Consider the following 24,030-nt stretch of genomic DNA (forward strand, 5'->3'; position numbering starts at 1 on the left):
GGAGTGACGCAATGCGCCCAGCTGAACCGGTTACTGGCTTGATTCTTTCCGGCGGTGGGGCGCGAGCGGCGTATCAGGTAGGGGTATTGGCGGCCATTGCCGAGTTGTTGCCGCCAGGGTCGCCGAACCCTTTCCCGGTGATCGTCGGCACCTCGGCCGGCGCGATCAACGCAGTAACCCTGGCCAGTGGTGCCATGGACTTCACCGCCGCCATCCAACGCCTGACCGCGTTCTGGCAGGGCTTTCGCAGCCATCTGGTGCTGCGCAGCGATTGGCCGGGGGTGATTCGTCAGGCGGGCCGCTTTTTCATCCACAGCCTGCTGGGCATTGGTGCCCAAGTGCCGGTGGCACTGCTGAACAGCTCGCCGTTGCGCGAATTGTTGCAAGAGCGCTTGAACCTTGAGGGCATCGACGAGGCTATCCGCCACAAGCACCTGCACGCCGTTGCGGTGACGGCCTTCGGTTACGAGTCCGGGCAAGCGGTAACTTTCTACCAGGGCGGCGGCACCATCGACGCCTGGTTACGCCACCGCCGCATCGGCGTGCCGACCCAACTGACGGTTGAGCACCTGCTGGCCAGTTCGGCGATTCCCTTACTGTTCGCCCCGGTGAAGCTCGACCAGGAGTATTTTGGCGATGGCGCCGTGCGGCAATCGGCACCGATCAGCCCGGCGTTGCACCTGGGCGCCAGCCGCGTGCTGGTGGTCGGCGTCAGTGGCAACCCGCGCGGCAATGAACCGGCGACGCAACGCACCTACACCGGCCAGGAGCCGACCCTGGCGCAGATCGGCGGGCACATGCTCAACAGCACGTTCATTGACAGCCTGGAAAGCGACATCGAATTGCTGGAACGCTTGAATCAGTACAGCCATGCCGCGCCTGGCGTGGCGGCGGTGGAGGTGCTGGTGATTGCACCGAGCCAACCCATCGATGAAATCGCGGCGCGGCATCGGCAGGAATTGCCGGCGGCATTGCGTATGTTTTTACGCGGGCCGGGAGCGACCAAGACCAGCGGGGCAGGGGTGTTGAGTTACTTGCTGTTCGAGGCGGGGTATTGCAGCGAATTGATTGAGTTGGGGCGGCGCGATGCGTTGGCCAAGCGTGAAGAGTTGTCGCGGTTCCTAGGCCTCACGCCGAACCTGTAGGCGCCCGGCAAGCCGGGCTCCTACAGGGGGAGGGGCATGGAACTCAGCCAGGGTCAGAAGTGGTACTTGACCAGGAAACTCGCCGTGTCCTGGTTGGTCTTGAATGCACCCGAATCTTCAATCCCGTACTTGTTCTTCCAGTAGTCGTATTCAAAACCCACATACAACTGCTTGTCGCCCCAATGCAGCGCTTTGCCCAGGTCGTATTTAACTTGTGGGTTGAAGTGCAGGTTGGCGTGGTAAGTACCACGGGCGTTCGTATCATTGTCGACTACCCAGTCCATAAAGCCGTCGATCAGGATATTCGAGTTGCCCACCGGGATTGTGTACGACCACACCGGGGTGATCTGCCAAACACCGTCACCCGGGCGATTGCCTTCGGTCTGGCGCTGGTAGAAGTTCAACTGGAAGTAATCGAAACCGGGGATGTTCAAGTCAAAACCAGGGCCCACCAGGTACGACTCGTTATCGCCTTCGCCGAACTCGTAAGTGAGTGCCAGCAATACATCCTTGATAGGGCCGAATGACAGGTCCTTGTCCAGAATCTTGCCGAACGACAAACGTGGGCTGAACTCGCCGTAGTAAGTATTCGGGCCCACATTGCCGTCTTCCTTGCCGTTATAAAAGATGCGGTCGAGGAAGAAGAAGTTGTCGCCGTACTTCCAGGCATCGGCATGTTCGAACGTGACGGTTTGCTGGATCTGCGGGTTGACGGTAAAGCTCTTGCCCCACAAGTAAGTCAGGCTGTTGTTCTGCCACTGCAACAGGTCACCGGCCACGGCTTGGCCACCGGCCAGCAGGGATCCCGCCAGCATCAGGCCTTTGAACATAGGTTTCATTCGGTTGCTCCCGAGTTAAAGTTTTATGGTTTTTCTTCTACGCAGACGCTCTGGTGTGGCGCCTTTTGGTTCGCTGCAAAAATCGTCTGTTCGGTCAGCTTTAGTGCTTTTAGCAAGAGCTGCGCCAAGGTGTTTAAAAAGCCAAAAAATCCCCGTCGGCTGCATGGGATGCAGTCGAATTCAGAGGACGTTTGCGCACTTTGGCCGCAGACATGAGGCCGGGATAAGTTGGCCTTGCAGTCAGCTTTTACATTTGCTGTTTTTTTTTGAGTCGATTCGAGCGGGCGCGGAGAATACTGGCTCCCAGGCCGTGGCTCAAGTGCGCTGTAACAGAGCGCGTGGGGCGAGAATGGGGCACGGCTTGTGGCCGGCCCCAGGTGAAGGGTGTGCATGCTTGTGTTCCCTGTTTCGTTATTGTTTTTATTCTTTGCTTTTTAGTAACAGGGGGAATCAATGCGTATGAGCGACTTCAGGGCGTTCAGCGCCACCGAGAATGTTGAACAGGATATTCAGCGACAACGCGCTGAGCGTGGCCATGGCGATACCACTGTGGGTAATCGGGCTCATCCACAGCGGTAGCTGCGCGAAGAACTCCGGGCGCACCACGGGGATCAGGCCCATGCCGATACTCACCGCCACCAGCAACTGGTTGCGACGGTCGGCGATGTCGGCTTCCTGCAGGATCTTGATTCCGGTCGCCGCCACCATGCCGAACATGGCGATGGCCGCGCCGCCCAGCACCGCCGGTGGAATCGATGCCACGAGGTAGGCGGCCTTGGGCAACAGGCTCAGCACAATCAGGAAGACCCCGGCCATGATCGTCACCGAACGGCAACGCACGCCGGTCATCTGCACCAGGCCGATGTTCTGGGCAAACGAAGAGTGGGTAAAGGTGTTGAAGAAGCCGGCAAAGAATGACGCGCCGGCATCACACAACAGGCCACGGCGCAGCATCTTCGGCGTGACATCCTGGCCAGTGATCTTGCCCAGCGCGAGAAACATCCCGGTGGATTCGACAAAGATGATCACCACCACCAGGCACATCGACAGGATCGGCGCCAACTCGAACTTGGGCATGCCGAAGTGCAACGGCGTCACCACCTGTACCCACGGCGCCATCGCCAGGCCGCTGAGGTCGACCATGCCGAGCGCACCGCACAAGGCGTAGCCCAGGCCCATGCCGATCAGCACCGAGATGTTCACCCAAAAGCCGCGCATGAAGCGGTTGATCAGCAGGATGGTGGCCAGTACCAGTGCGGCAATCGCCAGGTAGATCGGCGAGCCAAATGTGGCGGCGGCACTGCCGCCCCCGGCCCAGTTCACGGCCACCGGAAACAGCGACAGGCCGATCGCGGTGATCACCGTGCCGGTCACCAGTGGTGGGAAAAAGCGCACGACCTTGGACATGAACGGCGCGATCAGCATGCCGAAGAACCCGGCGGCGATGGTTGCGCCGAAGATCCCCTGCAAGCCGATGCCGGGCATGCCGGCCATGGCGACCATGCTGCCGACGGCGGCAAAACTGGCGCCCATCATCACCGGCATGCGAATGCCCACCGGGCCGATGCCAAACGACTGCACCATGGTGGCGATCCCGGCCACCAGCAGGTCGGCGTTAATCAGAAAAGCGATTTCTTCACGGCTCAAACCGGCGGCCTGGCCAATGATCAGGGGCACGGCGACGGCGCCGCCGTACATCAGCAAGACGTGTTGCAGGCCTACCAGAATCAGTTGCAAGAGGGGCAGCCGCACCATGGCGGGCGCGGCAGGAATCTGCGGTTCGGCTAACTCGGTCATGCAACACCTCGGATCTTTTTATTGTTGTGTTGTTTGGCATTCAATTGCCGGGTGGAACTTGCGCTTGAAAACGCTGCAAAGCCCCTGTGGGAGCGGGCTTGCTCGCGAAAGCGGAGTGTCATTCAAAACATAAGTGACTGAACCCTCGCACTCGCGAGCAAGCCCGCTCCCACCATTGGATTTGCATCAGGCTGTCAGTTGGTACGGGCCCCCTGATTGATCCAAGTGCCAATCAAGTCCCGTTCCTGCTGGGTCATCTGGGTGATGTTGCCCAACGGCATGATCTGGCTCGCTACGGCCTGCGCTTGAATACGCGCGGCCTGCTGCTGGATCTGTGCCGGGGTGTCAAACATCACCCCAGCCGGCGCGGTGCTGAACAGTGGGCTGGTGGGCTTGGCCGAATGGCACACGGTGCAACGCTGTTCGATCACGCTGTGGACCTGGCCGAAATCGGTGGTGGCCTGGGCCGGTGCCGGTTCGGCCGCCGGAGCAGCCGGTGCGGCAGGTGCAGCAGGTTTCAGGCCACCACCCACTGCGGTTTCCGGCAGTGGCTGATACTCGATTGCCGCGGGTGCCTTGGCCACTTCTGGCGAAGTCGATACCGGTTTTGGCCCGGTCACATACGCCAGGCAAATCATCGCCAGCGCGCCTACCGGCAACGTCCACGCATACTTCTGGCTGTTATGCCGGGTGTTGAAGTAGTGCCGCACCAACACCGCCGCCACCGCGATACCGGCCAGGATCAGCCAGTTGTATTGGCTGCCGTAGGTGCTCGGGAAGTGGTTGCTGATCATGATGAACAGCACCGGCAAGGTGAAGTAGTTGTTGTGCCGTGAACGCAGCAGGCCTTTGGCCGGCAGCGCCGGGTCTGGTGTGCGGTTCTCGGCGATCGCCGCGACCAGTGCACGTTGCGCCGGCATGATGATGCGGAACACGTTGCCCACCATGATGGTGCCGATCACTGCACCCACGTGCAGGTAGGCGCCACGGCCACTGAACACTTTGCTGAAGCCGTACGCGGCGGCAATCAACAGCACGAACAGGATGAAACCGAGCAGGGCAGGGCGCTTGCCCAGGGCCGAATCGCAGAGGAAGGAGTAGATGAACCAGCCGGCGAACAATGAGCCAATGCCCAGCAATACGCCTTCCGGACCACTGAGGCTGCTGCCGGGGGCCAGCAGGTACAACGTGGGGTTCCAGTAAAACACTACGCACAGCAGCGCGATGCCGGACATCCAGGTGAAATAGGCTTCCCATTTGAACCAGTGCAGGTTGTCCGGCATGGTCGGAGGGGCCAGTTTGTATTTTTCCAGGTGGTAGATACCGCCACCGTGGATCGCCCACAAGTCACCGGCCAGGCCGCTCTTGGGGTTGACGCGATTGAGGTTGTTTTCCAGCCAGACGAAGTAGAAAGAAGCGCCGATCCACGCGACGCCCGTGATCATGTGAACCCAGCGCACGCTCAGGTTCAGCCATTCCATCAAATGTGCTTCCACAGTCTTTACCTCTCGCCTGTCACCCTTGTTGTCGGGTGATCAGACCTTCTCTTATTGGTGGGGGGCGAGGATCAACCGCTCATCCTCTTTGAAAAAATGCTCATCGCAGTTATTGCCTGTGCCACTGCGATCAACCACCAGGAAGTCATCCCGCTTTTCGATCGTCAGCACCGGGTGGTGCCAGACGCCGCGATGGTAATTAATGCCCTGCCTGCCGTTGGTGACGAAGGCGCGGACCAAGCCCGATACAGGTACATCGCCAAGTGGCGCGACCACGATCAGAAAGGGGTTGCCGAGCAGCGGAATGAAAGCCTGGCTGCCCAGCGGGTGTCGTTCCAGCATGCACACGGTCAGCGGCATGTCCTGCGCGTCGGCGCGGAAGATGCTGATGATGGCGTTGTCCTCTGGCTTGGCGGTTTCCACCGTTGCCAGTTTGTGGAAGCGCATGGTCGACCCGTTGTTGATCATGAAGTGATCGCTGCCGTCGGTTTCGATAACGTCTCCGAAAGGGGCGAAGGCTTCTTTGGTCAGGGGTTCGATCATCAGTGTGCGCATGGCTGTCTTCTTATCCGAATACTGTGTTGTTTGATCTATTGTCATCGCGGGCAAGCCCGCTCCCACACTGGGAATGCATTCCCCTGTGGGAGCGGGCTTGCCTGCGATGGGTTCACCGCTTACTTAGCTACCTTGCCCAATACGCGCAGGCGGCTCACGCCACCATCCGGGAACACATTCAGGCGGATGTGGGTAATCGGGCCCAGCGCCTTGATCTGCTCGGCAAACGTGTGTTCAGCGTGCATTTCCAGCTTCTGCGCCGGCAGCAGTTCGCGCCAGAACAGCGATTGGGTTTCGATCTGGCTGTCGGTGCCGCCCTTCACGAACGCGCCCTGGATCGAGCAGGTGTCCGGGTAGTTGCCCTTGAAGTGCAGGGTGTCGACGATGATCTTCTCGATCTCGCCTGGGTGGCCCAGGGCGACAATCACCCAGTCATTGCCTGGCGTGCGACGACGTGCGGTTTCCCAGCCGTCGCCCATGTTGATGCCACGGCCCGGGTTGAGGATGTTGCTCATGCGGCCGAAGTGCTCGTCGGAGCACGCCAGCGCGCGGCCACCATTCAAGGCAGCAGCCAGGTCGACCTGTTCGTTGTCGCCCACCGAAGACCAGTCGCGGAACGGCACGCCGTACACACGCAGACGCGCCACGCCGCCATCCGGGTAGATGTTGAAGCGCAGGTGGCTGAATGCCTGGTCGTTGTTGATCTCGTGGTAGTGGTGGCTGTTGCCCTGCAGCTCGACGGCCGACAGCACTTCCACCCACTGGGTGTTTTCGTCAGGCTCGCCCGAGGCCAGGAAGCAGGCTTCCAGGGACGCCGACGGCGGGTAGTTGCCGGTGAAGAATGAAGTGTCGATGTCCACGCCCTTGATCGAACCCGGCACGCCCAGGCGGATCACCGCGCTGTCGTAGCCTTCGAAGCGCTTGCGGCGCGACTCCCAGCCGTCCATCCACTTGCCGTTGTCATCGAAAACGCCCTCCTTCCACACGGCCGGGGTCGGCTGGAACAGGCGGTTGGCGTCGGCGAACCAGTCATCGGTGACGGAGATGATCTTGGTGCCCAGGCGGGCGTCGGCCAGGTTGACGAACTTTTCGAAAGGTACGGCGTAAGCTTTCATTCTTCTTGTCTGCCTTAGATAAAGTGGCTGGGGATGGTCGTTTAGAGGGTCAGTAAGCGGAACAACGCGATCTTGTTGATCTCGTCCAGGGCGCACTTGAACTCAGTGTCCACCGAGTTGTGGATGCGCGTTTCGAACGCGGCGAGGATCTGGTGCCGGTTGCTGCCTTTTACCGCCATGATGAAGGGAAACTTGAACTTGGCCTTGTAGGCATCGTTCAGCTCGGTGAAGCGCGAGAACTCTTCGGCCGTGCATTGGTGAATACCGGCGCCAGCCTGTTCATTGGTGCTGGCTTCGGTGAGTTGCCCCTGGACGGCGGCTTTGCCGGCCAGGTCCGGGTGAGCGACTACCAGCATAAGCTGGCTGGCATGATCGGCGCTCAACAGGATGTCGCTCATGCGCTGGTGCAGGGTTTCGATCTGGTCGATCGAAGTGTCCTGGCCCAGGTCGAAGGCCTTTTCGGCCACCCATGGCGAATGTTCGTAGATGTCGGCGAAGGCTGCGACGAATGCATCGCGGCTCAGGGTCGAGGGTTTCAAGGTGTGGAACGCAGTCATTTCGCGGCTCCCGTGTACGGGTGGGTTTCGTGCCAGTGACGGGCGATGTCGACGCGGCGGGTGAACCACACCTGTTCATGACCTTTTGCGTATTCGATAAAACGCTTCAACGACGCCAGGCGCGCCGGGCGGCCGATCAGGCGGCAATGCAGGCCGATGGAAAGCATTTTCGGCGCCTCGGCGCCTTCGGCGTAGAGCACGTCGAACGCGTCCTTGAGGTACTCGAAAAAGTCATCACCCTTGTTGAAACCCTGCACCTGGGTAAAGCGCATGTCGTTGGTGTCCAGGGTGTAGGGGATCACCAGGTGCGGCTTGCCGGTGGGGTTATTGGGTTCCCAGTAGGGCAGGTCATCGTCGTAGGTGTCGCAGTCGTAGAGAAAGCCACCTTCCTCCATCACCAGCCGCCGCGTATTGGGGCCGGTGCGCCCGGTGTACCAGCCCAGCGGTCGTTCGCCGGTCAGTTCGGTGAGGATGCGGATGGCTTCGAGCATGTGCTCGCGCTCCTGGGCCTCGTCCATGTATTGGTAGTCGATCCAGCGGTAGCCGTGGCTGCAGATCTCGTGGCCGGCGGCGACCATCGCGCGGATCACATCCGGGTGGCGCTGGGCGGCCATGGCCACGGCGAAGATGGTCAGCGGGATATCGAATTCTTTGAACAGTTTGAGGATACGCCACACGCCGGCACGGCTGCCGTATTCGTACAGCGACTCCATGCTCATGTTGCGCTCGCCCTGCAGCGGCTGGGCCGAGACCATTTCCGACAGGAAGGCTTCGGACTCTTTGTCGCCGTGGAGGATATTGCGCTCGCCGCCTTCTTCGTAGTTGAGTACGAAAGACAGCGCAATGCGCGCCTTGCCCGGCCAGTGGGGGTGAGGAGGGTTACTGCCGTAACCGATCAGGTCGCGTGGGTAGTCAGCGCTCACTGCAGTCTTCCTTCTTGTTCGTCGTAGTAGCGATGAGTAATTGTATACAACTTATCGCCGACTTTGTAAGCCTGCATTTCTGCATTTTTTCTAAACGGCACATGAATAGGCTATTGCAAGAAACCTGCCTGACTGGTCAGCTAAACCGCAAAATCTTTTTGCCAGACGCCCACCTGTAGGAGCTGGCTTGCCAGCGAGGGGTTCCCATCGGCGTATCAGGCCAGACACTGGCGTCGGCACGCCGGCTCCTACAGGGGTTGGGATATTTGTTAAATTTATTGTGTACAATTTTTTTAGAAAGTGTCTTAATCAGCCATCGCCGACTTTTTCGCTGCCCCGAAAAAGTGCGGATCACTCTTCTTACTGTCTACGGGAGGCGCAAAGACGCCATGGGACGCTTGACCACACACGTATTGGACGCCGCGCACGGCTGCCCCGGCAGCGCGATCAAGGTTGAACTGTACCGCGTCGAAGGCACGCAGCTGGAACGGGTTGCCACCGCCCTGACCAACAGCGACGGTCGTTGCGACGCGCCGCTGCTGCAAGGTGATGACTATCGCAGCGGCGTGTACCAACTGCAATTCAGCGCTGGCGACTATTACCGCGCGCGTGGTGTGCAACTGCCAGAGCCGGCCTTCCTGGATGTAGTGGTGCTGCGCTTTGGCATCAGCGCCGAGCAGGATCATTACCATGTTCCCCTCCTGATTTCGCCTTACAGCTACTCCACCTATCGCGGTAGCTGAGCGTCACCTTGCTTCACACCCCCAAAGCTCTTCGTTGGTTTTTCGCCCGCCCACACTGCGGGCTTTTTTTCGATTCTTGGATGGGCTTAACTATCTAGCGCCTTTTGAATATGCGCCCCATCTAGGCTGGTTTTTTCTCATTGATAGAAAACACCATGAGCCCGCCCCTCGATACCAATGATGCAGATATAGCCGCCCAAACGGCATCGCAGGACATGCGCAACACACTGCGATGGCGAATAAACGCCAGTACGCATCCCAGCCGCTTGGTCAATAAGATTGCCCTTGCCGACCTTCGGTGTGTCGAGTCGACTCGGGCACTTGCCCACCTGATAGGACGTTCGCCCACAGTATTGAAGGTCATTCGCGCCGAGCTGCACAAGGCGTTTGAGATTGACCCGGACACGCTGTTGTTTACCCAGCCCAAGCCGCCGCTCTTGCCCGAGAAGGTCCAGACGCTGACCGAGCGGGCATTGTTGGTGCTGGTGAAGCCGGCGGTGGAAATCAACGTCAACGCCTTCACCGCACTGAGCGTCAAGGGCGAGCCGAATCGTCGATTGCTCTATACGCCGTCGGAGGTGGTGCAACGGGCTATCGAGATGCGGCTGACTGACCGGCTGGCCCACGCGCAGGAAACCTATTGGAATACCCTGGCCATGGGTTCCTGGCTGACGCGGCGTGAGCGCTGGATCGAGCTGCACGTGGGACTGTTCGCTGACCGGGCCTTTATTACCTGGCAATTGGACGAACTGTCGAGTGCGGCAATGCAGATGGTCCAGGCCGTCATCGATGCCCCGACTGCTGAGGCACGCCAGCGGGCGGGTGAACCTTGGGCCAACGTGCACGTGAGCCAATTGATGTGGCCGGGTGCGCCCGCTGAAGCGATCCCCGGAGCATTGCATATTTATCGTGAGGGCGAGCCTGCTAGAGCCCTCCACGTAATTTACCTTCCAGGTGTGGTGCGCAATTTTTACGAGTATCCGAGCTTCACCGACCTTCAATGCGGCCTGCTGGAGCTGGACAGAGAGCGTTTTCACCAGCTGTGGCAGTGTATGCCGTTGAATCGACGCAATCGATTGTGCCCACCGGCTGGCCTGTCGCCGACAACTGGATTCGCGTGTGGTCCGAAGATTGTGGGGGATGCACTGACGCAAGGCGCTCAGATGTTGCTGGAGGGGCAATGGGCCAATGAAGTCGCTTGTGCCTTTACGATTAATCTGGCGCAGGTCTACTCCGCAGAGCCCCCCCGGTCTCAACCGATGGAGGCAGTGCCCTTTCTCAGGTTCATGGAGCGCACCAGAAAGCAGTTGATCGGCGGCGTTCGCCTGGGGCCCATCCGCGACTCATTACTTGAGTGGGATCATCAGCGACGACACGCAGAAATAGTGTTTGCGAGCATGGCACCGGGCCTCGCGTTACTCACCGAAAAGCATCAGTTAAAACGCTATGAAAAAGGTCTGGTCGCGCTGTTGGCCCCGGATGATCCCGCCGCAGAGACACCCGCGTACCAAGAGCTCCGGTCGCTGATGAGTCAATTGGAGGTGCATGCACAGGCGTTGAAGACGTTGATGAAGGAGGTGCTGCAACGGTCGCTTGATCTGGTTTTTTGGGCTGAGCGACCCGGCGGAGCGGGTACTCCCAGGCGTGTTTCTCTGTTCATGAACGCCCAGGCCGAGGCTCTGCGTTGTGAGGTTCAATTGCAACACCGACTCGCACTCCTCAGCACGGCCCATCGGGACTTGATGATTGAAGTGATAGAGCAGCCTTTGGCAAGCAAGCGCCCCGGCAGTCAAACAAGGGTGATGTCAGTCGCAATCGGCAACGACCTAGGCGCCTTCTTTTCGCTCCATAACCTGTGGGTGGTCACCACGGCAGCGGCGCTGAGGAGGCCGACGCGCCAGCTTCCCGTGGTTCTGTACGCTTTTGGGGTGGAGGGGGGGGTGTTGGCTTTTTCCGGGATGGACCGGTTAACCCGCAGTCTCAAGGCGAGCCTGAGCAGCCGGGACGACTCTGTGCTGTGGGGCTGTGTGGAGCGCGATAAGCGTCGCGACTTACGTGCACACGCCGCCCGTGAAACCCTGAGCGTGCGCTATGTAGAGATCCCAGGTAAACCCGCGCTGGCCACGCTCAAGAAATTGCTGGGGGCCTACGACCGTTTGCACAAAAGCAGTGAAGATATCACCCGTGTTTTCAGCGAGGTAAAGGATCCGCAGTTGAGCCGTGCGCTGCTGCTGATTGAGCTGAAGCAACACCTGCAGGTTCCTGTCAACAGTACTCTGAGCCGCGCGCAGGCGAATATTGAGCTGCTGCGCAAGGTTGCGCTTGAAGCGAAAAAACTGCCGGCATGGTTAACGGGGGCAACGCGTGCGCAGCGTAGACCCTTCAGGCGCTTGCAGACGCTTTACATGAGCAGCGTCTGGGCATTTTTAGCGCGGCAAGAGCAACGTCTGCCGGACTTGCACACCTATGCCCGCCAAGCGTTGACCGCCCGCTTGCGTCGCGAGGGGATCGCCTTGGAGATTGGTGTGGATGAGCCCTTTATCGCGATGTCTGGCGATATTCACGGCACGTATTGTGATTATGAAGAGGCTTGCCTCCTGAAGGGCCCGCGAACCCTATTGCCTCTGTCTTCTGCATGCAGGGCCTTCAGTCTGTTGGAGGTGGCGCTGCAAAACCTTGATCCGCTGGCATCTTGGACGCAGTACAAATTAAACCGTGCCTGTATTCTGCGAAGGCCATGGCCAGGCTTTCATGTTAACCATCTGAGGCAAATGATCTCTTCGCTGGATATCGGCGGTCACTACGACGGGTTGATAAAAAACACCTTTTACCCACCGGCCAGCCCCGACCACTCGCCCAGCGAAGGACGTATTCCCGAGTTATTGAATCGCGTGTTGCGCACGGGCGCTGATTATCATCTGTTTTGCGCGGTTCAACAGGGGTTGTCCACCACAGCACAGAGCGTGTTCAGCACGGCAATGGCCGCACGTGCGCCGCAGGATCTGTTGAAAAACCAACATGAAGTACGGCTGCATGGGATTCATGTGGTGGGACATACGATGCAACATGATCGCTATGTCACCGGAATAGTGGTGGTAGAAGACAAGCGCTCCGGACTTTGCGTGGTCTATTGGCCCCAGGCCCCGCACGCTTTGGTGCTCACTGAGTACAGCGGTCTTGAAAAGGCCCGAGCTGAGTTGAACCGTCTGGGCGCATTGCCCGATAACGCCAAGGCGCTGGCGCGGCAGGTCGCGCCGGGCTGGGCCTTTCAGGCAACGCTTGAACCAGAGGCCACCAGCATTCTCGATGTGGCCACCGGTAACGCCTTTGTGAAAGGGATTTGGCGGTTATCTCGCGCGCTTCGGGTGAAGCATCGGGAGCCATCGCTGTCGCTTGACGAGATAGAGGAGCAGGTGTCCGAACAGATTGCCAGTGATCCGCAGGATTGGCTGGCAATCGTCGCCAACCCCGGCTGCGATGCCCAGGCGTTGCTGTACCGCGGGTACGTACATGAGCTGCAGCGCCAGACACAGGCGGCCAGTTACTCCAACAAGGCGCTGGAAAAATATCGAACCCGCCGTCTTCGCGATGAGAGCGTCGCCAAAATACGCATGGTATTGAGTGTCTTTATTCCGATTCTCGGGCTGTTCAGTGACCTCTATGAGTTGCACATCGCCGCGCAACGTTATCAACGCTCTGGCGACCCCCGTGATAAAGGCGTGCTCGCCGATACGATAAAATTTTTCATGGTCGGCCTGGTCATGACCTTCATACCTGGCCCGGGTAGAGCGGGGGCGGGTGCTGCACGGTCTGCTCTGCCTCCGGCTTTGCGGCGGATGCATCGCTGGCGTGTGGAGCCGGCCCCTACCGTCCCCTCGACCCCATCGGTGAGGCAGCTTCCGGCACTGGAGCGTTTTAAAGTCAAATCGGTGCCCGAAGACGCTGTGGCGTTGAAGGGGCCGGGGCGGGAAGGTGTCTACGTCAAAAATGGCGAGCTGTTTGTGGTGGACGGCACTCACCATTATCCGGTTTACCGGCGCGCGAACGAGCCGTCGTTGCGCTTGAAAAACAAGCAGCTGCCGGAACAGGACGAACTGATCATCAACATCCATGAGTCCCGGGAGTGGTTACTCGGCGCCGACGCGCCTCTGCCGGCGGCTGGAACGAGTTCGGGCGTGCTTGATCCATGGCCCTCACGGGCATCGCCGGCGCCGGACTGGTGGCCACCCGTCGTGCGCACGGCTACCGAAAACAGGATCCTCCAGTCCTCCACACCCGCCCTCCATTGGCTCGATTGGCGTATGCAAATCCAGATCAGTCCGCAATTAAACTCCCCCGCACCTGGCATTTTCTTTGTGCCATTGGATGCACACGGGTTTTCCTACAATGCCCTCCGGGTCGCCCCTGCCTATGCGAGCTTCACAGACCCCTCAAGCGGTTTTTACAGGTTGCTGCCGCAGGGTGGGCAAGCACCTTTGAACCGTATCGTGTTTATTACGAAGAATGAGCCCCCGGTCTCGTTGGCTCGCGTCGATATCGAGCGTTGGACAAGCACGCATCTGGTTGAGCAACCCCTTCCAGCGTCTCGCACGCCAACGGGCGGGTGGCAACTGCATGCGCCCTTGTTCGATAAGCCGCTCACGGAGTATGTGGCGGACGCCTTTCCGTCCATGACGCATAAAAGTCGCGAATTTGCCGTGGCGAGGATGATTGAGCTGTCAGATACAACCAGGGCGGCGACGGCGACTCATATGCTCAATGTGCGCGCAACGCTGGACGGCTGGTTGCCGCCAGCACCTGCAAAACCGGGGCAGACGGACGATTTGCTGAGGATGTTACGGCCAACTGAACGAGGACGAAGCACTACATTCGTCGGCTATCAGGGCGCAGCCCCTGGCTTCACGCGTGTTGATTTCACGCCGCCGCGCCGCTTGGCAAAACCGCTGCAGCGCGAAGGCAAAGGGCGGGCGGCTGAACGCGGTGTCGCGCAGCGCGATGCCGTCAAGAGCGTGCTGCAGGAGCAAGGGTTCAGTGTTCGGGAGCTCGAAGTCAAACGCGGCAAATCCGTACAGGAAGCCGTCGCCACACACCCCCGTTCACCCGGCATGCTCTACTACCTGACTTTTCACTGGATTGAAAAGGCCAGCCTCCCCTTGGGCAACAGGTTGACGGATAATTGGTTCCTGGGGCGATCCGCCGTCTATATGAACACGGCGTTGTCGGCCGAGGTCAAGCTCGCACTGAGTGAGCAACGCTTGGTGCGTATTTTGGCCGGCATCCAGTGGCCCGTTAATGGGCGGGTATCGGCCACCGTTTACTTCGTCAAACTGGCAGCCTGACCTTGATCAGCGAAACAATGCCCGCCCCACTGAACAGGGCGGCGCTGATGCGGTTGAACCAACTCTGGCCCTTGCCGCTGCGCAAGTAGCGGGCGGCGCCGTGCGCGCCCAGGCCGTAGGCCAGCTTGCAGAGCAAATCGAGTAGCGTCCACGTCGCAATCATTATCAGCAACTGCGGCAGGAACGCTTGCTGGCTGCTGAGAAATTGCGGCAGGAACGCGGCGAAAAACAGAATGTCCTTGGGGTTGCTGGCGCCTAGTACAAACGCACGGCCAAACAGGGCGCGAAAGCGCGGTGTGCTCGCTACCGGTGGGACTTCAGCAGCGTGTGCCGGCTGCCGCGATTGCTGCCAGCTTTGCCAGGCCAGATAAAACAGGTACGCCGCGCCAAGCACTTTCAAGGCGCTGAACAGTTGTTCCGACGCCAGCAGTAGCGCGCCTAAACCGAGGGCCGAGGCGCTGAGCAAACAGATAGAGGCAAACACCCCACCCAGAAACGCTGGGTATGACCGACGCAAGCCATAATTGAGGCTGTTGCTGATCATCAACAGTGACAACGGCCCGGGGATCAGAATCACCACCAATGCCGCGCCGCTGAACAGTAGCCAGGTTTCCAGGTTCATCCGTTACTCCTTATAGAAATATGAATTTGGCGATAAAAATTGCGCACAGCACCCACAGGCTCACAGAAATCTCGCGGTACTTGCCGGTGCCCGCCTTGAGCGCCACGTAGGTGATAAACCCCAGGGCGATCCCGTCGGCGACCGAAAACGTCAGCGGCATCATGATCGCGGTGACGATTGCCGGAATGCTGTCGGTGGCTTCATCCCAATTGATATGGGCCATGCTTGCCATCATCAGCATTGCCACATAAATCAACGCACCCGCCGTGGCGTACGCCGGAATCATGCCGGCCAACGGCGCGAAAAACATCGCCGCCACAAACAGGATGCCTACCGTCACCGCTGTCAGCCCGGTGCGACCGCCAGCGGCCACACCTGCGGCACTCTCCACGTAGCTGGTAACCGGTGGAACGCCGACCATGGCGCCGAATACGCTGGAAGCACTGTCAGCCTTCAAGGCGCGGGACAGGTTGTCGATCTTGCCATCGGCATTCACCAGGCCGGCCCGTTGCGCGACGCCCATCAGTGTACCTGCGGTGTCGAACATGTGTACAAAAAGAAAGGCAAATACAACGCTGATCATGCTTACATTGAATACACCCTTAATATCCATGGCCATCCAAGTCGGCGCCAGGCTGGGTGGGGTGGAGAGGATGCCGTTGTAGTGCACCAGGCCCAGGCCCCAGCCGGCGAGGGTCACGGCGATGATGCTGATCAGGATCGCGCCGAACACACGGTGATAGCTGAGAATGGCGATCAGCAGGAAGCACACGGCCGCTAGCAGCGGCGCCGGCTCGTGCAAGGAGCCGAGCTTGATCAAGGTAGCCGGGCTGTCGACGATGATGCCGGCGGTCTTCAGGCCAATCACTCCGAGGAACAGGCCCACCCCTGCGCCCATGGCATGCCGCAGGCTCACGGGGATGCTGTTGAGCAACCATTCACGCACGCGGGACAGGGTGAGGCCCATGAACAGAACGCCGGAAATAAACACCGCACCCAGCGCGGTTTCCCAGGTGTAGCCCATGGTGCCGACCACGGTGTAGGTGAAAAACGCGTTCAGGCCCATGCCCGGCGCGAGGCCCACGGGCCAGTTGGCGTACAGGCCCATCAACAGGCAGCCCAAGGCGGCGGCGATGCAGGTGGCGACGAACGCCGCGCCGTGATCGATGCCGGCGTCGGCCATGATGTTGGGGTTGACGAAGATGATGTAGGCCATGGTGATGAAGGTAGTGAGGCCGGCGATCAGCTCGGTCTTCACTGTGGTGCCATGCAAGCGCAGTTTGAACAGGCGTTCCAGCCAACTGTTCTGTGAGGGGGCAAGGTCCAGCGTCGGGGCTTCGGATTTGCGGCTATCCACAGCGAGTACTCCTCAAGAGTTTTATTGTTATTTCCAGCGCCGGTCACAGGTGTGGGCAACAGCGCTTTGAGGTACTGGCGGGTTTTGTTGACCAATAGGTCAGGAACTCGCACGAGGCGAATTATGCTTTTGTATACAAATAAAGCAAATAATGTTTTCGAATAGCGGTGTGAGGGGATAGGTCAACCGCTCAATGCTTGATTGACGGCCAGCCATCCCGCTACCGCTTCTTCCCCGGCCTCGCCGAACGCGCGCTGCAACAACTTCACTTGTTCACGGCGCAGGGATTGCTCGAAACGCAGGCCTTCTTCCGTGAGTTCAAGCAGGCGTTTGCGCTTGTCGGTCTCGGACGCAACGCTGTTCACCAAGTGCATTTCCTGCAGTTGGCGCAGCGGTATGTTCAGCGCCTGCTTGCTCACGCCCAGCAGTTCCAGCAGTTCTTTCACGCTCAAGGCAGGGTAGCGCGCGATAAAAAACACGATGCGCTGGTGCACCCGGCTCAGGCCACGGCGCTCGAGCATTTCGTCAGCCTTGGCGGTGAACGCCTGGTAACCAAAGAAGAACGCTTCCATGGCCTCTTGCTGGGCGGTTGGGTTTTTAAGGTCAAGCATATTGACGTATCCGTGCAAGTCATCGTAATTTCGGTCAACCAGTTTGACGTATTTCCCCCAGGCTTCGCTACCGGTGACCTTATGGCCTTCTCTGAACGTGTTACGCGCCTTAAAAGCTCCTTGATCCGTGAAATCCTCGCGGCCGCCCAGCGTCCGGAAGTGATGTCGTTCGCCGGTGGCCTGCCCGCAGAAGCCATGCTGCCCGCACTGAACTGGGACGACATGCCGCTGAACATCGGCCAGTACGGCATGAGCGAAGGCGAACCACAGCTGCGCGAACTGCTCGCCGCAGAAGCACGCGCCTTGGGTGTGCCGTGCCAGGCCAGCCAGGTGCTGGTGGTCAGCGGCTCCCAGCAAACCCTCGACCTGGCGGCCAAGCTCTATATCGATAAAGGCACGCAAATCCTGTTGGAAGGCCCGACCTACCTGGCCGCCTTGCAGATCTTCCAATTGTTCGGCGCGCACTGCCTGACCGTGCAACTGGAAGCCGACGGTCCCGACCTGGCCGCGTTGCGTACAAACCTCGAACGCCATCGCCCGGCGTTCATCTACCTGATCCCGACCTTCCAGAACCCCTCGGCCGTGCGTTACAGCGAAGCCAAGCGCGAGGCCGTCGCGGCGTTGCTCGATGAGTTCGGCGTGACCCTGATCGAAGACGAACCCTACCGCGAATTGACCTTCGACGGCGGCAGCGCCAAACCCATCGTCGGGCGCCTGCAAAAGGCCAGTTGGATTTACACCGGCACCGTGTCCAAGACCTTGTTGCCAGGGCTGCGCGTCGGCTACCTGATCGCCAGCCCGGACTTGTTCCCACACCTGCTCAAGCTCAAGCAGTCGGCGGACCTGCACACCAACCGCGTCGGTCAATGGCAGGCGATGCAGTGGATCGGCACGCAAAAATACCAGCATCATCTGGTGCAACTGCGCAGCTTTTACCGCGAACGCCGCGACGCTTTCCAGGCCGCACTGGAACGGCATTTCAGCGACCTGGCCGACTGGCAAGTGCCCCAGGGTGGATTATTCTTCTGGCTGACCTTGAAACAGCCGCTCGACACCCGCACCTTGTTGGCTCAAGCGCTCGACCAGAACGTCGCGTTCATGCCCGGTGAACCGTTCTTTTCCGAGCCAGACCAACACCTTGGCTCGTTGCGGCTCAATTTCAGCCATATCGACCCGGCCCGCCTGGACGAAGGTCTCAAGCGCCTGGCCGCGGTGGTCCGTCAAGCACAGCACGCGCAAGCGGCATAAGGGGAGCCCCATGTACAAGGTTTATGGCGACTACAAGTCGGGCAACTGCTACAAGGTCAAATTGATGCTCAGCCTGCTGGGCATTCCGTATGAATGGATCGATGTGGACATCCTCAAGGGTGACACCCAGACCGCCGAGTTCCTGGCGAAGAACCCCAATGGCAAGATCCCCGTGCTGGAACTGGAAGACGGCACCTGCCTGTGGGAGTCCAACGCGATTCTCAACTTCCTCGCCGATGGCAGTGAGTTCCTGCCGACCGAGCCGCGCCTGCGCACACAAGTGCTGCAATGGCAGTTCTTCGAGCAATACAGCCATGAGCCGTACATTGCGGTGGCGCGGTTTATCCAGTTTTACCTGGGCCTGCCCGAAGACCGCCTGGAGGAATACAAGAAACTGCACAAGGGCGGTTACAAGGCCCTCAAGGTCATGGAGCGCCAACTGCAACTGACGCCGTACCTGGTCGGCGAGCAGTTCTCCATTGCGGACGTGGCCTTGTATGCCTACACCCATGTGGCAAATGAGGGTGGTTTTGAGTTGGATGCTTATCCGGGTGTACAGGCGTGGTTGAAGCGCGTTGCCAGCCATCCCAAGCACGTGCCAATGCTCGACTGACAACGAGGCGCAAATGTGGGGCTACGGTGTGTCAGATAGTTCGTCGTGCAGCAGGTCAAAGCAGCGTTGTGCCGCCGGACTCAACCCCATCCCGCTGCGACTGATCAACCCGATCTCCCGGTTCACGCCGGGGTGATCGATGTCGATGCGCTTCAACCCCTCCAGGCTGTCCGCCGCCGACTCCGGCAGCACACTGATCCCCAGCCCCTGGCGCACCAGCGCCAACACGGTTGACATGTAGTTGGCCTCCATCCCCGCATTCATCGTCAGGCGCGTCTCATCGAACAGCGCGTCTACTTGTTCACGCACGCTGCTGTCACGCCCTGTGAGGATGATCGGTTGGTCCGCCAGTTGTTCCAGGGCCAGTGTGCGATGGCGGGTCAGCGGATGATCCACCGGCACAAATGCACACAAGCGATCATTCAGCACCGGCACGAAGTCCAGGCCATGGCTGAGCCGTGCGCGCACGCCGATGCCGAAATCCACTTCGCCGGAACGCACCTGGGCATGAATGCGATGGGCCACCAGGTCATGCAGGCGTACTTCAATCCCGGCAAAACGTTCGCGGAACAGGCGTAGAACCGGCGGCAGGGTGCCGGCGCACACCGAGGGCAGGGCGGCGATGGTGACCACGCCACGGCGTAAGGCGGCAAGGTCGCGGGAGCCGGTGACAATGTTGTCCAGGTCGAGCAGCAGTTTTTCCATCGGCCCGCGGGCGTCCTGGCCGGCGGCGGTAATGCTGACATGGCGCGGGCTGCGATCGAGCAGGGCGACGCCTAGCCAGTCTTCCAACTGTTGGACTTGCACCGTCAGCGCCGACGGCGACAGATGCAGCTCATTGGCCGCCTTGGTGAAACTGCCGGTGCGGGCGACCGCAAGGAACGCCTGAATGTGCTGGATGCTGTTCTTCATTTTGTTTTTCCGAACACTGGCTGGTGAATATTCCAATTTACAAAGACTAACCCGCTTCCAATACTCCAGGGAAAACAATAACCGGCCATCAAGGCCGCTCTGGAGTAACCCATGCTCGCTACCCTGGGTGTCATTACCATCCTGTGCCTGCTCGCTGCCGTCATGAGCAAACGCCTTTCGCCGCTGGTGGCCCTGATCGCCTTGCCGATCATCGCTGCGCTGCTCGGCGGATTCGGCCTGCAAACCAGCGCTTTCATCATCACCGGTATCAAGAACGTCGCCCCCGTGGTGGGTATGTTTGTGTTTGCGATCCTGTTTTTCGGGATCATGACCGATGCTGGCATGCTCGACCCCATCATTGACCGCATCTTGCGCACGGTAGGGACGCGTCCTACACGAATTGTCGTAGGCACCGCGACCCTGGCGCTGCTGGTGCACCTGGACGGTTCCGGCGCGGTGACCTTTCTGGTGACGGTGCCGGCGATGCTGCCGCTGTATACGCGGCTGGGCATCGATAAACGCATCCTGGCCTGCGTGTGCGCGATGGCGGCCGGGGTCAACTTCCTGCCCTGGACCGGGCCGGTGTTGCGCTCGTCTGCGGCACTGCATGTGCCGGTGGCGGACCTGTTCCAGCCACTGATCCCGGTGCAGATCGTCGGCCTGATCTTTGTGTTTGCCTGTGCCTGGTGGCTCGGCCGTCGCGAAGAAAAACGCCTGGGCCTCGGCGCCGGCTCCAGCGTGGATGCCGTGCCGCAGCGGGTGCTCAGTGACGATGACATCAAGCTGCGTCGTCCGCGCCTGTTCTGGGTCAACCTGATCCTCACCGTGCTGGTGATGGTGGTGATGATTGCCGGTTGGGTCGACCCGGTGGTGATGTTCATGCTCGGCACCGTCGTGGCGCTGTGCATCAACTACCCGAACGTCGACGCCCAGCGCGCCCGCATTGATGCCCATGCGAAGACCGCCCTGACCATGGCCAGCATCCTCTTGGCCGCCGGGGTGTTCACCGGGATCATGCAGGGTACCGGCATGCTCAAGGCCATTGCCGAAGTGGCGGTGGCGCAGATTCCGGCGGGCCATGGCAAGTTGATCCCGGCGGTGGTGGGCTTCATTTCCATGCCGCTGAGCATGCTGTTCGACCCTGATTCCTATTATTTCGGCGTGATGCCTGTGATCGCCGAAGTCGGCAAGGCCCTGGGCGTCGACCCGCTGCAAGTGGCCCAGGCCTCGTTGCTGGGCGTGCACACCACCGGTTTCCCGGTCAGCCCGCTGACCCCCGCAACCTTCCTGCTGGTGGGCCTGTGCAAGGTCGAATTGGCCGACCACCAACGCTTCACCATTCCGTTTCTGTTTGCCGCGTCAGTGTTGATGACCCTGACGGCGTTGCTCCTGGGAGTTATTTGAAATGAAAACCTTGCGCATCGGTTCCGGCGCCGGCTATTCCGGTGACCGAATCGAACCTGCAGTCGAGTTGGCCGAATACGGCGACTTGGATTACCTGGTGTTCGAATGCCTGGCCGAACGCACGATTGCCCTGGCGCAGCAGGCGCGCATCAGTGACCCGCAGGGTGGCTACGACCCGCTCCTGAGTGAGCGCATGCGCCGGGTGTTGCCGTTCGTTGGTGTGAAGGCCGGGCGCCGGCGTTTGCGGGTGATCACCAATATGGGCGCGGCCAACCCGGTGGCAGCGGCAGTTGAAGTGCGGCGAATTGCCAGCGAGTTGGGCCTTGGTCTCAAGGTGGTTGCCGTGGTTGGCGACGATGTGTTGACGGTGTTGCAGCCAGAGTGGTTGCTGGACAACGGCCAGACCGTCGGCTCCCTGGGTGAGCGGCTGATCTCTGCGAATGCCTACCTAGGTGTCGACGGCATTCTGGAGGCGTTGCGCGCTGATGCCGATGTGGTGATCACCGGGCGGGTGGCCGACCCTTCGTTGTTCCTGGCGCCGCAGATGTTCGAATTCGGCTGGGCGGCGGACGACTGGCAACGCCTGGGCCGAGGCACCCTGGTCGGGCATTTGCTCGAATGCGCCGGGCAAGTCAGCGGCGGCTATTTTGCCGACCCCGGTTTCAAGGATGTGGACGACCTGGCGCGCCTGGGCTTTCCGCTGGCCGAGATCGATGCCGATGGCGACGCGCTGATCACCAAGGTCAGCGGCTCCGGTGGGCGGGTCAGCCGCGCCACCTGCACTGAGCAACTGATCTACGAAGTGCACGACCCGGCGGCGTATCTGACGCCGGATGTGACCGCGGACTTTTCCCACGTGGGCTTTGTGGAGGAGGGCGTTGATCGCATTCGCGCCGTGGGGGCGGATGGCCGTGCACGACCCGAGCAGTTGAAAGTCAGCGTGGGTTACCTGGACGGTTGGATCGGCGAAGGGCAGATGTCCTACGGCGGCCCCGGCGCGGTCGCGCGGGCGCAGTTGGCGCGAGAGGTCGTCCTCAAGCGGCTTGAGTTGATGGGCGTGAACATGCAGGACGTGCGCGCCGAACTGATCGGCATGGACTCGCTGCACGGCCCGCGCAGCACGGTCGAGCCCTGGGAAGTGCGCCTGCGCGTGGCGGCGCGCTGTGAAGAGCGCGGTGAAGCGGTGCGCGTGGGCAATGAAGTGGAAACCCTCTACACCAACGGCCCGTCCGGTGGTGGTGGCGCCATTAAAAGCCTGCGGCAGGTGGTGGCGGTGGCGTCTTTGCTGCTGCCGCGTGGTGCGGTCAAACCGAGGATCGAAGCATGAAGCTGCACACACTGGCCCATTCCCGCACCGGGGATAAGGGCGACACGTCGAATATCTCGATCATTGCGTACCGTGGCGAGGATTACCCGTTGCTGTGCGAACACCTGACGGCCGAGCGCGTAACAGCATTTTTTGCGGACCTGCTGGAGCCCGGCGCCGCACCCGTGCGGCGGTACGAATTGCCAAATGTGCAGGCACTCAACTTCGTGCTACCGGGGATCTTGCGCGGCGGGGTCACCCGTTCGCTGGCGCTGGATGCCCATGGCAAGTGCCTGGGGTCCGCGCTGCTGGATTTAGACATCAACCTGTAGGAACCCGGCTTGCCGGCGATGGGCCCGAAAGCCAGGCGGTGGTTTTTTGCACGCCATCGCCGGCAAGTCGGGCGCCAACGGGAGGGCGGTGTCTGTCAGATTGCGGCGAAGCGCTTGTCGAGGTAATCGATGATCACCTTGGAGTCGTACATCCAGGTGGTCTGGCCATTCTCTTCGATACGCAGGCACGGCACCTTGATCTTGCCGCCTTGTTCCAGCAGGGTCTGGCGGTCCTGCTCGTTGTTTTTCGCGTCCTTCAGGGCCACCGGTACATTCAGGCGATGCAGGGTACGGCGAGTCTTCACGCAGAATGGGCAGGCGTGGAATTGATAGAGGGTCAGTTCCTTGGCGGCGGCATTCACCTGCGCCTGCTGCTCGGCGGGACGCTGCTTTTTGCGGGGGCGGGTCAGGAAGTCGCCCGCGATGATGATGTGGCCGAGGCCGACTCGAAGTGCTTTGACGAACATGGCTGAAACCTCTTGCCCATGACAGAAGGGGCCGCAGCTTACCTTAATTCTGCAGGCGAAAAAAAACCGGCGATGAACGCCGGTTTTTTCTTACGCAGCCCGTTACTTGATCAGGCTGAGGAATTCGCTACGGGTGGCCGCGTTTTCGCGGAACTCACCCAGCATCACCGAGGTGATCATCGACGAATTCTGTTTTTCCACACCGCGCATCATCATGCACATGTGCTTGGCTTCGATCACCACGGCCACGCCCAGGGCGCCGGTCACTTGCATCACCGCGTCGGCGATCTGGCGGCTGAGGTTTTCCTGGATCTGCAGGCGGCGGGCATACATGTCGACAATTCGCGCAACCTTGGACAGGCCCAGCACTTTGCCGCTCGGGATATAGGCGACGTGAGCCTTGCCGATAAACGGCAGCAGGTGGTGTTCGCACAGCGAGTACAACTCGATGTCCTTGACCAGCACCATTTCGCTGTTGTCGGAGCTGAACAAGGCACCGTTGGTGACCTCTTCCAGAGTCTGCTCATAGCCGCGGCAAAGGTACTGCATCGCCTTGGCGGCACGCTTTGGCGTGTCGAGCAGGCCCTCGCGGGAAACGTCCTCGCCGAGTTGGCCGAGGATCGCGGTGTAATTCTGTTCCAGGGACATG

21 protein-coding genes are annotated in these 24,030 nt (G+C 60.2%); 8 read left to right on the forward strand and 13 right to left on the reverse strand.

Going from position 1 to position 24,030, the window contains the following annotated elements; genetic code table 11:
• Positions 1-11 precede the first annotated feature (11 nt).
• Positions 12-1,145: a patatin-like phospholipase family protein gene (locus CWC48_RS19560; RefSeq protein ID WP_100492424.1), complete on the forward strand. Its 1,134-nt coding sequence runs from the start codon at positions 12-14 to the stop codon at positions 1,143-1,145.
• Positions 1,146-1,198: 53 nt separating this feature from the next.
• Here CWC48_RS19560 and CWC48_RS19565 read toward each other — a convergent pair whose 3' ends face one another.
• From CWC48_RS19565 to puuE, 7 genes are all read right to left on the reverse strand, one after another.
• Positions 1,199-1,984 (reverse strand): outer membrane protein OmpK, encoded by a 786-nt coding sequence (locus tag CWC48_RS19565; RefSeq protein ID WP_078049570.1) that lies wholly within the window; start codon positions 1,982-1,984, stop codon positions 1,199-1,201.
• A 450-nt stretch (positions 1,985-2,434) separates the two neighbouring features.
• Complete coding sequence (locus CWC48_RS19570) at positions 2,435-3,781, reverse strand: nucleobase:cation symporter-2 family protein (RefSeq protein WP_016976352.1); 1,347 nt, start codon at positions 3,779-3,781, stop codon at positions 2,435-2,437.
• 194 nt (positions 3,782-3,975) lie between these two features.
• Positions 3,976-5,277 (reverse strand): urate hydroxylase PuuD, encoded by a 1,302-nt coding sequence (locus CWC48_RS19575; RefSeq protein WP_078049569.1) that lies wholly within the window; start codon positions 5,275-5,277, stop codon positions 3,976-3,978.
• Between the two features lie 51 nt (positions 5,278-5,328).
• A complete protein-coding gene (locus tag CWC48_RS19580; protein WP_100490089.1) occupies positions 5,329-5,832 on the reverse strand; it encodes an ureidoglycolate lyase in 504 nt (167 codons plus the stop codon).
• Positions 5,833-5,951: 119 nt separating this feature from the next.
• Positions 5,952-6,947, reverse strand: coding sequence for an allantoicase (gene alc / locus CWC48_RS19585; RefSeq protein WP_078049568.1), 996 nt, complete (start codon positions 6,945-6,947; stop codon positions 5,952-5,954).
• A 41-nt stretch (positions 6,948-6,988) separates the two neighbouring features.
• Positions 6,989-7,504, reverse strand: a complete 516-nt coding sequence (gene uraD / locus CWC48_RS19590; RefSeq protein WP_078049567.1) for a 2-oxo-4-hydroxy-4-carboxy-5-ureidoimidazoline decarboxylase — start codon at positions 7,502-7,504, stop codon at positions 6,989-6,991.
• Positions 7,501-8,427: an allantoinase PuuE gene (gene puuE, locus CWC48_RS19595; RefSeq protein ID WP_078049566.1), complete on the reverse strand. Its 927-nt coding sequence runs from the start codon at positions 8,425-8,427 to the stop codon at positions 7,501-7,503. The genes uraD and puuE overlap by 4 nt, the downstream gene beginning before the upstream one ends.
• A 389-nt stretch (positions 8,428-8,816) precedes the next feature.
• Between puuE and uraH the strand changes: the two genes are divergently transcribed.
• Together uraH and CWC48_RS19605 are read left to right on the forward strand one after the other, a co-directional pair.
• A complete protein-coding gene (gene uraH, locus CWC48_RS19600) occupies positions 8,817-9,170 on the forward strand; it encodes a hydroxyisourate hydrolase (RefSeq protein ID WP_078049565.1) in 354 nt (117 codons plus the stop codon).
• A gap of 155 nt (positions 9,171-9,325) precedes the next feature.
• The gene (locus CWC48_RS19605; protein ID WP_100492425.1) at positions 9,326-14,509 is read left to right on the forward strand and encodes a dermonecrotic toxin domain-containing protein; all 5,184 of its coding nucleotides are present in this window, start codon (positions 9,326-9,328) and stop codon (positions 14,507-14,509) included.
• On the opposite strand, the gene CWC48_RS19610 is transcribed toward CWC48_RS19605, so the two are convergent.
• The 3 genes from CWC48_RS19610 to CWC48_RS19620 all read right to left on the reverse strand — a co-directional run bounded on the left by CWC48_RS19610 (position 14,493) and on the right by CWC48_RS19620 (position 17,099).
• A complete protein-coding gene (locus CWC48_RS19610) occupies positions 14,493-15,131 on the reverse strand; it encodes a LysE family translocator (protein WP_099492375.1) in 639 nt (212 codons plus the stop codon). The two genes, CWC48_RS19605 and CWC48_RS19610, sit on opposite strands and share 17 nt — an antisense overlap.
• A 10-nt stretch (positions 15,132-15,141) precedes the next feature.
• The gene (locus CWC48_RS19615) at positions 15,142-16,488 is read right to left on the reverse strand and encodes an NCS2 family permease (RefSeq protein WP_078049562.1); all 1,347 of its coding nucleotides are present in this window, start codon (positions 16,486-16,488) and stop codon (positions 15,142-15,144) included.
• Between the two features lie 182 nt (positions 16,489-16,670).
• Complete coding sequence (locus tag CWC48_RS19620; RefSeq protein ID WP_078049561.1) at positions 16,671-17,099, reverse strand: MarR family winged helix-turn-helix transcriptional regulator; 429 nt, start codon at positions 17,097-17,099, stop codon at positions 16,671-16,673.
• An 81-nt stretch (positions 17,100-17,180) separates the two neighbouring features.
• Here CWC48_RS19620 and CWC48_RS19625 point away from each other — a divergent pair, with 81 nt between their 5' ends.
• Together CWC48_RS19625 and CWC48_RS19630 are read left to right on the forward strand one after the other, a co-directional pair.
• A complete protein-coding gene (locus CWC48_RS19625; RefSeq protein ID WP_100492426.1) occupies positions 17,181-18,347 on the forward strand; it encodes a PLP-dependent aminotransferase family protein in 1,167 nt (388 codons plus the stop codon).
• Between the two features lie 10 nt (positions 18,348-18,357).
• On the forward strand, positions 18,358-18,960 hold the full coding sequence (locus CWC48_RS19630; protein ID WP_078049560.1) for a glutathione S-transferase family protein: 603 nt from the start codon (positions 18,358-18,360) through the stop codon (positions 18,958-18,960).
• A 21-nt stretch (positions 18,961-18,981) separates the two neighbouring features.
• Here CWC48_RS19630 and CWC48_RS19635 read toward each other — a convergent pair whose 3' ends face one another.
• The gene (locus CWC48_RS19635) at positions 18,982-19,872 is read right to left on the reverse strand and encodes a LysR family transcriptional regulator (RefSeq protein ID WP_099492376.1); all 891 of its coding nucleotides are present in this window, start codon (positions 19,870-19,872) and stop codon (positions 18,982-18,984) included.
• A gap of 111 nt (positions 19,873-19,983) precedes the next feature.
• On the opposite strand from CWC48_RS19635, the gene CWC48_RS19640 reads away from it, so the two are divergent.
• The 3 genes from CWC48_RS19640 to CWC48_RS19650 are packed head-to-tail and all read left to right on the forward strand — an operon-like array spanning position 19,984 to position 22,914.
• Positions 19,984-21,276: a CitMHS family transporter gene (locus CWC48_RS19640; RefSeq protein ID WP_100490090.1), complete on the forward strand. Its 1,293-nt coding sequence runs from the start codon at positions 19,984-19,986 to the stop codon at positions 21,274-21,276.
• Position 21,277: 1 nt separating this feature from the next.
• Positions 21,278-22,603, forward strand: a complete 1,326-nt coding sequence (locus tag CWC48_RS19645; RefSeq protein ID WP_100490091.1) for an acyclic terpene utilization AtuA family protein — start codon at positions 21,278-21,280, stop codon at positions 22,601-22,603.
• The gene (locus CWC48_RS19650) at positions 22,600-22,914 is read left to right on the forward strand and encodes a hypothetical protein (protein WP_099492378.1); all 315 of its coding nucleotides are present in this window, start codon (positions 22,600-22,602) and stop codon (positions 22,912-22,914) included. Before CWC48_RS19645 ends, CWC48_RS19650 begins: the two co-directional genes overlap by 4 nt.
• A gap of 95 nt (positions 22,915-23,009) precedes the next feature.
• Here CWC48_RS19650 and CWC48_RS19655 read toward each other — a convergent pair whose 3' ends face one another.
• Both CWC48_RS19655 and folE read right to left on the reverse strand, forming a co-directional pair.
• A complete protein-coding gene (locus CWC48_RS19655; RefSeq protein WP_078049555.1) occupies positions 23,010-23,381 on the reverse strand; it encodes a glutathione S-transferase N-terminal domain-containing protein in 372 nt (123 codons plus the stop codon).
• A gap of 102 nt (positions 23,382-23,483) precedes the next feature.
• Positions 23,484-24,029: a GTP cyclohydrolase I FolE gene (gene folE, locus CWC48_RS19660; RefSeq protein WP_003442011.1), complete on the reverse strand. Its 546-nt coding sequence runs from the start codon at positions 24,027-24,029 to the stop codon at positions 23,484-23,486.
• Between the last annotated feature and the right edge of the window lies 1 nt (position 24,030).

Origin of the sequence: Pseudomonas sp. S10E 269 (assembly GCF_002798465.1) — a bacterium.
Taxonomy (GTDB): Bacteria; Pseudomonadota; Gammaproteobacteria; order Pseudomonadales; family Pseudomonadaceae; genus Aquipseudomonas; species Aquipseudomonas pergaminensis.

Bases quoted from the DNA above. Each gene is read 5' to 3' on its own strand.
- CWC48_RS19625 (WP_100492426.1), top strand. From the start codon at position 17,181: ATGGCCTTCTCTGAACGTGTTACGCGCCTTAAAAGCTCCTTGATCCGT.
- CWC48_RS19560 (WP_100492424.1), top strand. From the start codon at position 12: ATGCGCCCAGCTGAACCGGTTACTGGCTTGATTCTTTCCGGCGGTGGG.
- CWC48_RS19605 (WP_100492425.1), top strand. From the start codon at position 9,326: ATGAGCCCGCCCCTCGATACCAATGATGCAGATATAGCCGCCCAAACG.
- CWC48_RS19645 (WP_100490091.1), top strand. From the start codon at position 21,278: ATGAAAACCTTGCGCATCGGTTCCGGCGCCGGCTATTCCGGTGACCGA.
- CWC48_RS19655 (WP_078049555.1), bottom strand. From the start codon at position 23,381: ATGTTCGTCAAAGCACTTCGAGTCGGCCTCGGCCACATCATCATCGCG.
- CWC48_RS19580 (WP_100490089.1), bottom strand. From the start codon at position 5,832: ATGCGCACACTGATGATCGAACCCCTGACCAAAGAAGCCTTCGCCCCT.
- CWC48_RS19640 (WP_100490090.1), top strand. From the start codon at position 19,984: ATGCTCGCTACCCTGGGTGTCATTACCATCCTGTGCCTGCTCGCTGCC.
- CWC48_RS19565 (WP_078049570.1), bottom strand. From the start codon at position 1,984: ATGAAACCTATGTTCAAAGGCCTGATGCTGGCGGGATCCCTGCTGGCC.
- folE (WP_003442011.1), bottom strand. From the start codon at position 24,029: ATGTCCCTGGAACAGAATTACACCGCGATCCTCGGCCAACTCGGCGAG.
- uraD (WP_078049567.1), bottom strand. From the start codon at position 7,504: ATGACTGCGTTCCACACCTTGAAACCCTCGACCCTGAGCCGCGATGCA.
- alc (WP_078049568.1), bottom strand. From the start codon at position 6,947: ATGAAAGCTTACGCCGTACCTTTCGAAAAGTTCGTCAACCTGGCCGAC.
- CWC48_RS19620 (WP_078049561.1), bottom strand. From the start codon at position 17,099: ATGCTTGACCTTAAAAACCCAACCGCCCAGCAAGAGGCCATGGAAGCG.
- CWC48_RS19610 (WP_099492375.1), bottom strand. From the start codon at position 15,131: ATGAACCTGGAAACCTGGCTACTGTTCAGCGGCGCGGCATTGGTGGTG.
- CWC48_RS19630 (WP_078049560.1), top strand. From the start codon at position 18,358: ATGTACAAGGTTTATGGCGACTACAAGTCGGGCAACTGCTACAAGGTC.
- CWC48_RS19570 (WP_016976352.1), bottom strand. From the start codon at position 3,781: ATGACCGAGTTAGCCGAACCGCAGATTCCTGCCGCGCCCGCCATGGTG.
- uraH (WP_078049565.1), top strand. From the start codon at position 8,817: ATGGGACGCTTGACCACACACGTATTGGACGCCGCGCACGGCTGCCCC.
- CWC48_RS19650 (WP_099492378.1), top strand. From the start codon at position 22,600: ATGAAGCTGCACACACTGGCCCATTCCCGCACCGGGGATAAGGGCGAC.
- CWC48_RS19635 (WP_099492376.1), bottom strand. From the start codon at position 19,872: ATGAAGAACAGCATCCAGCACATTCAGGCGTTCCTTGCGGTCGCCCGC.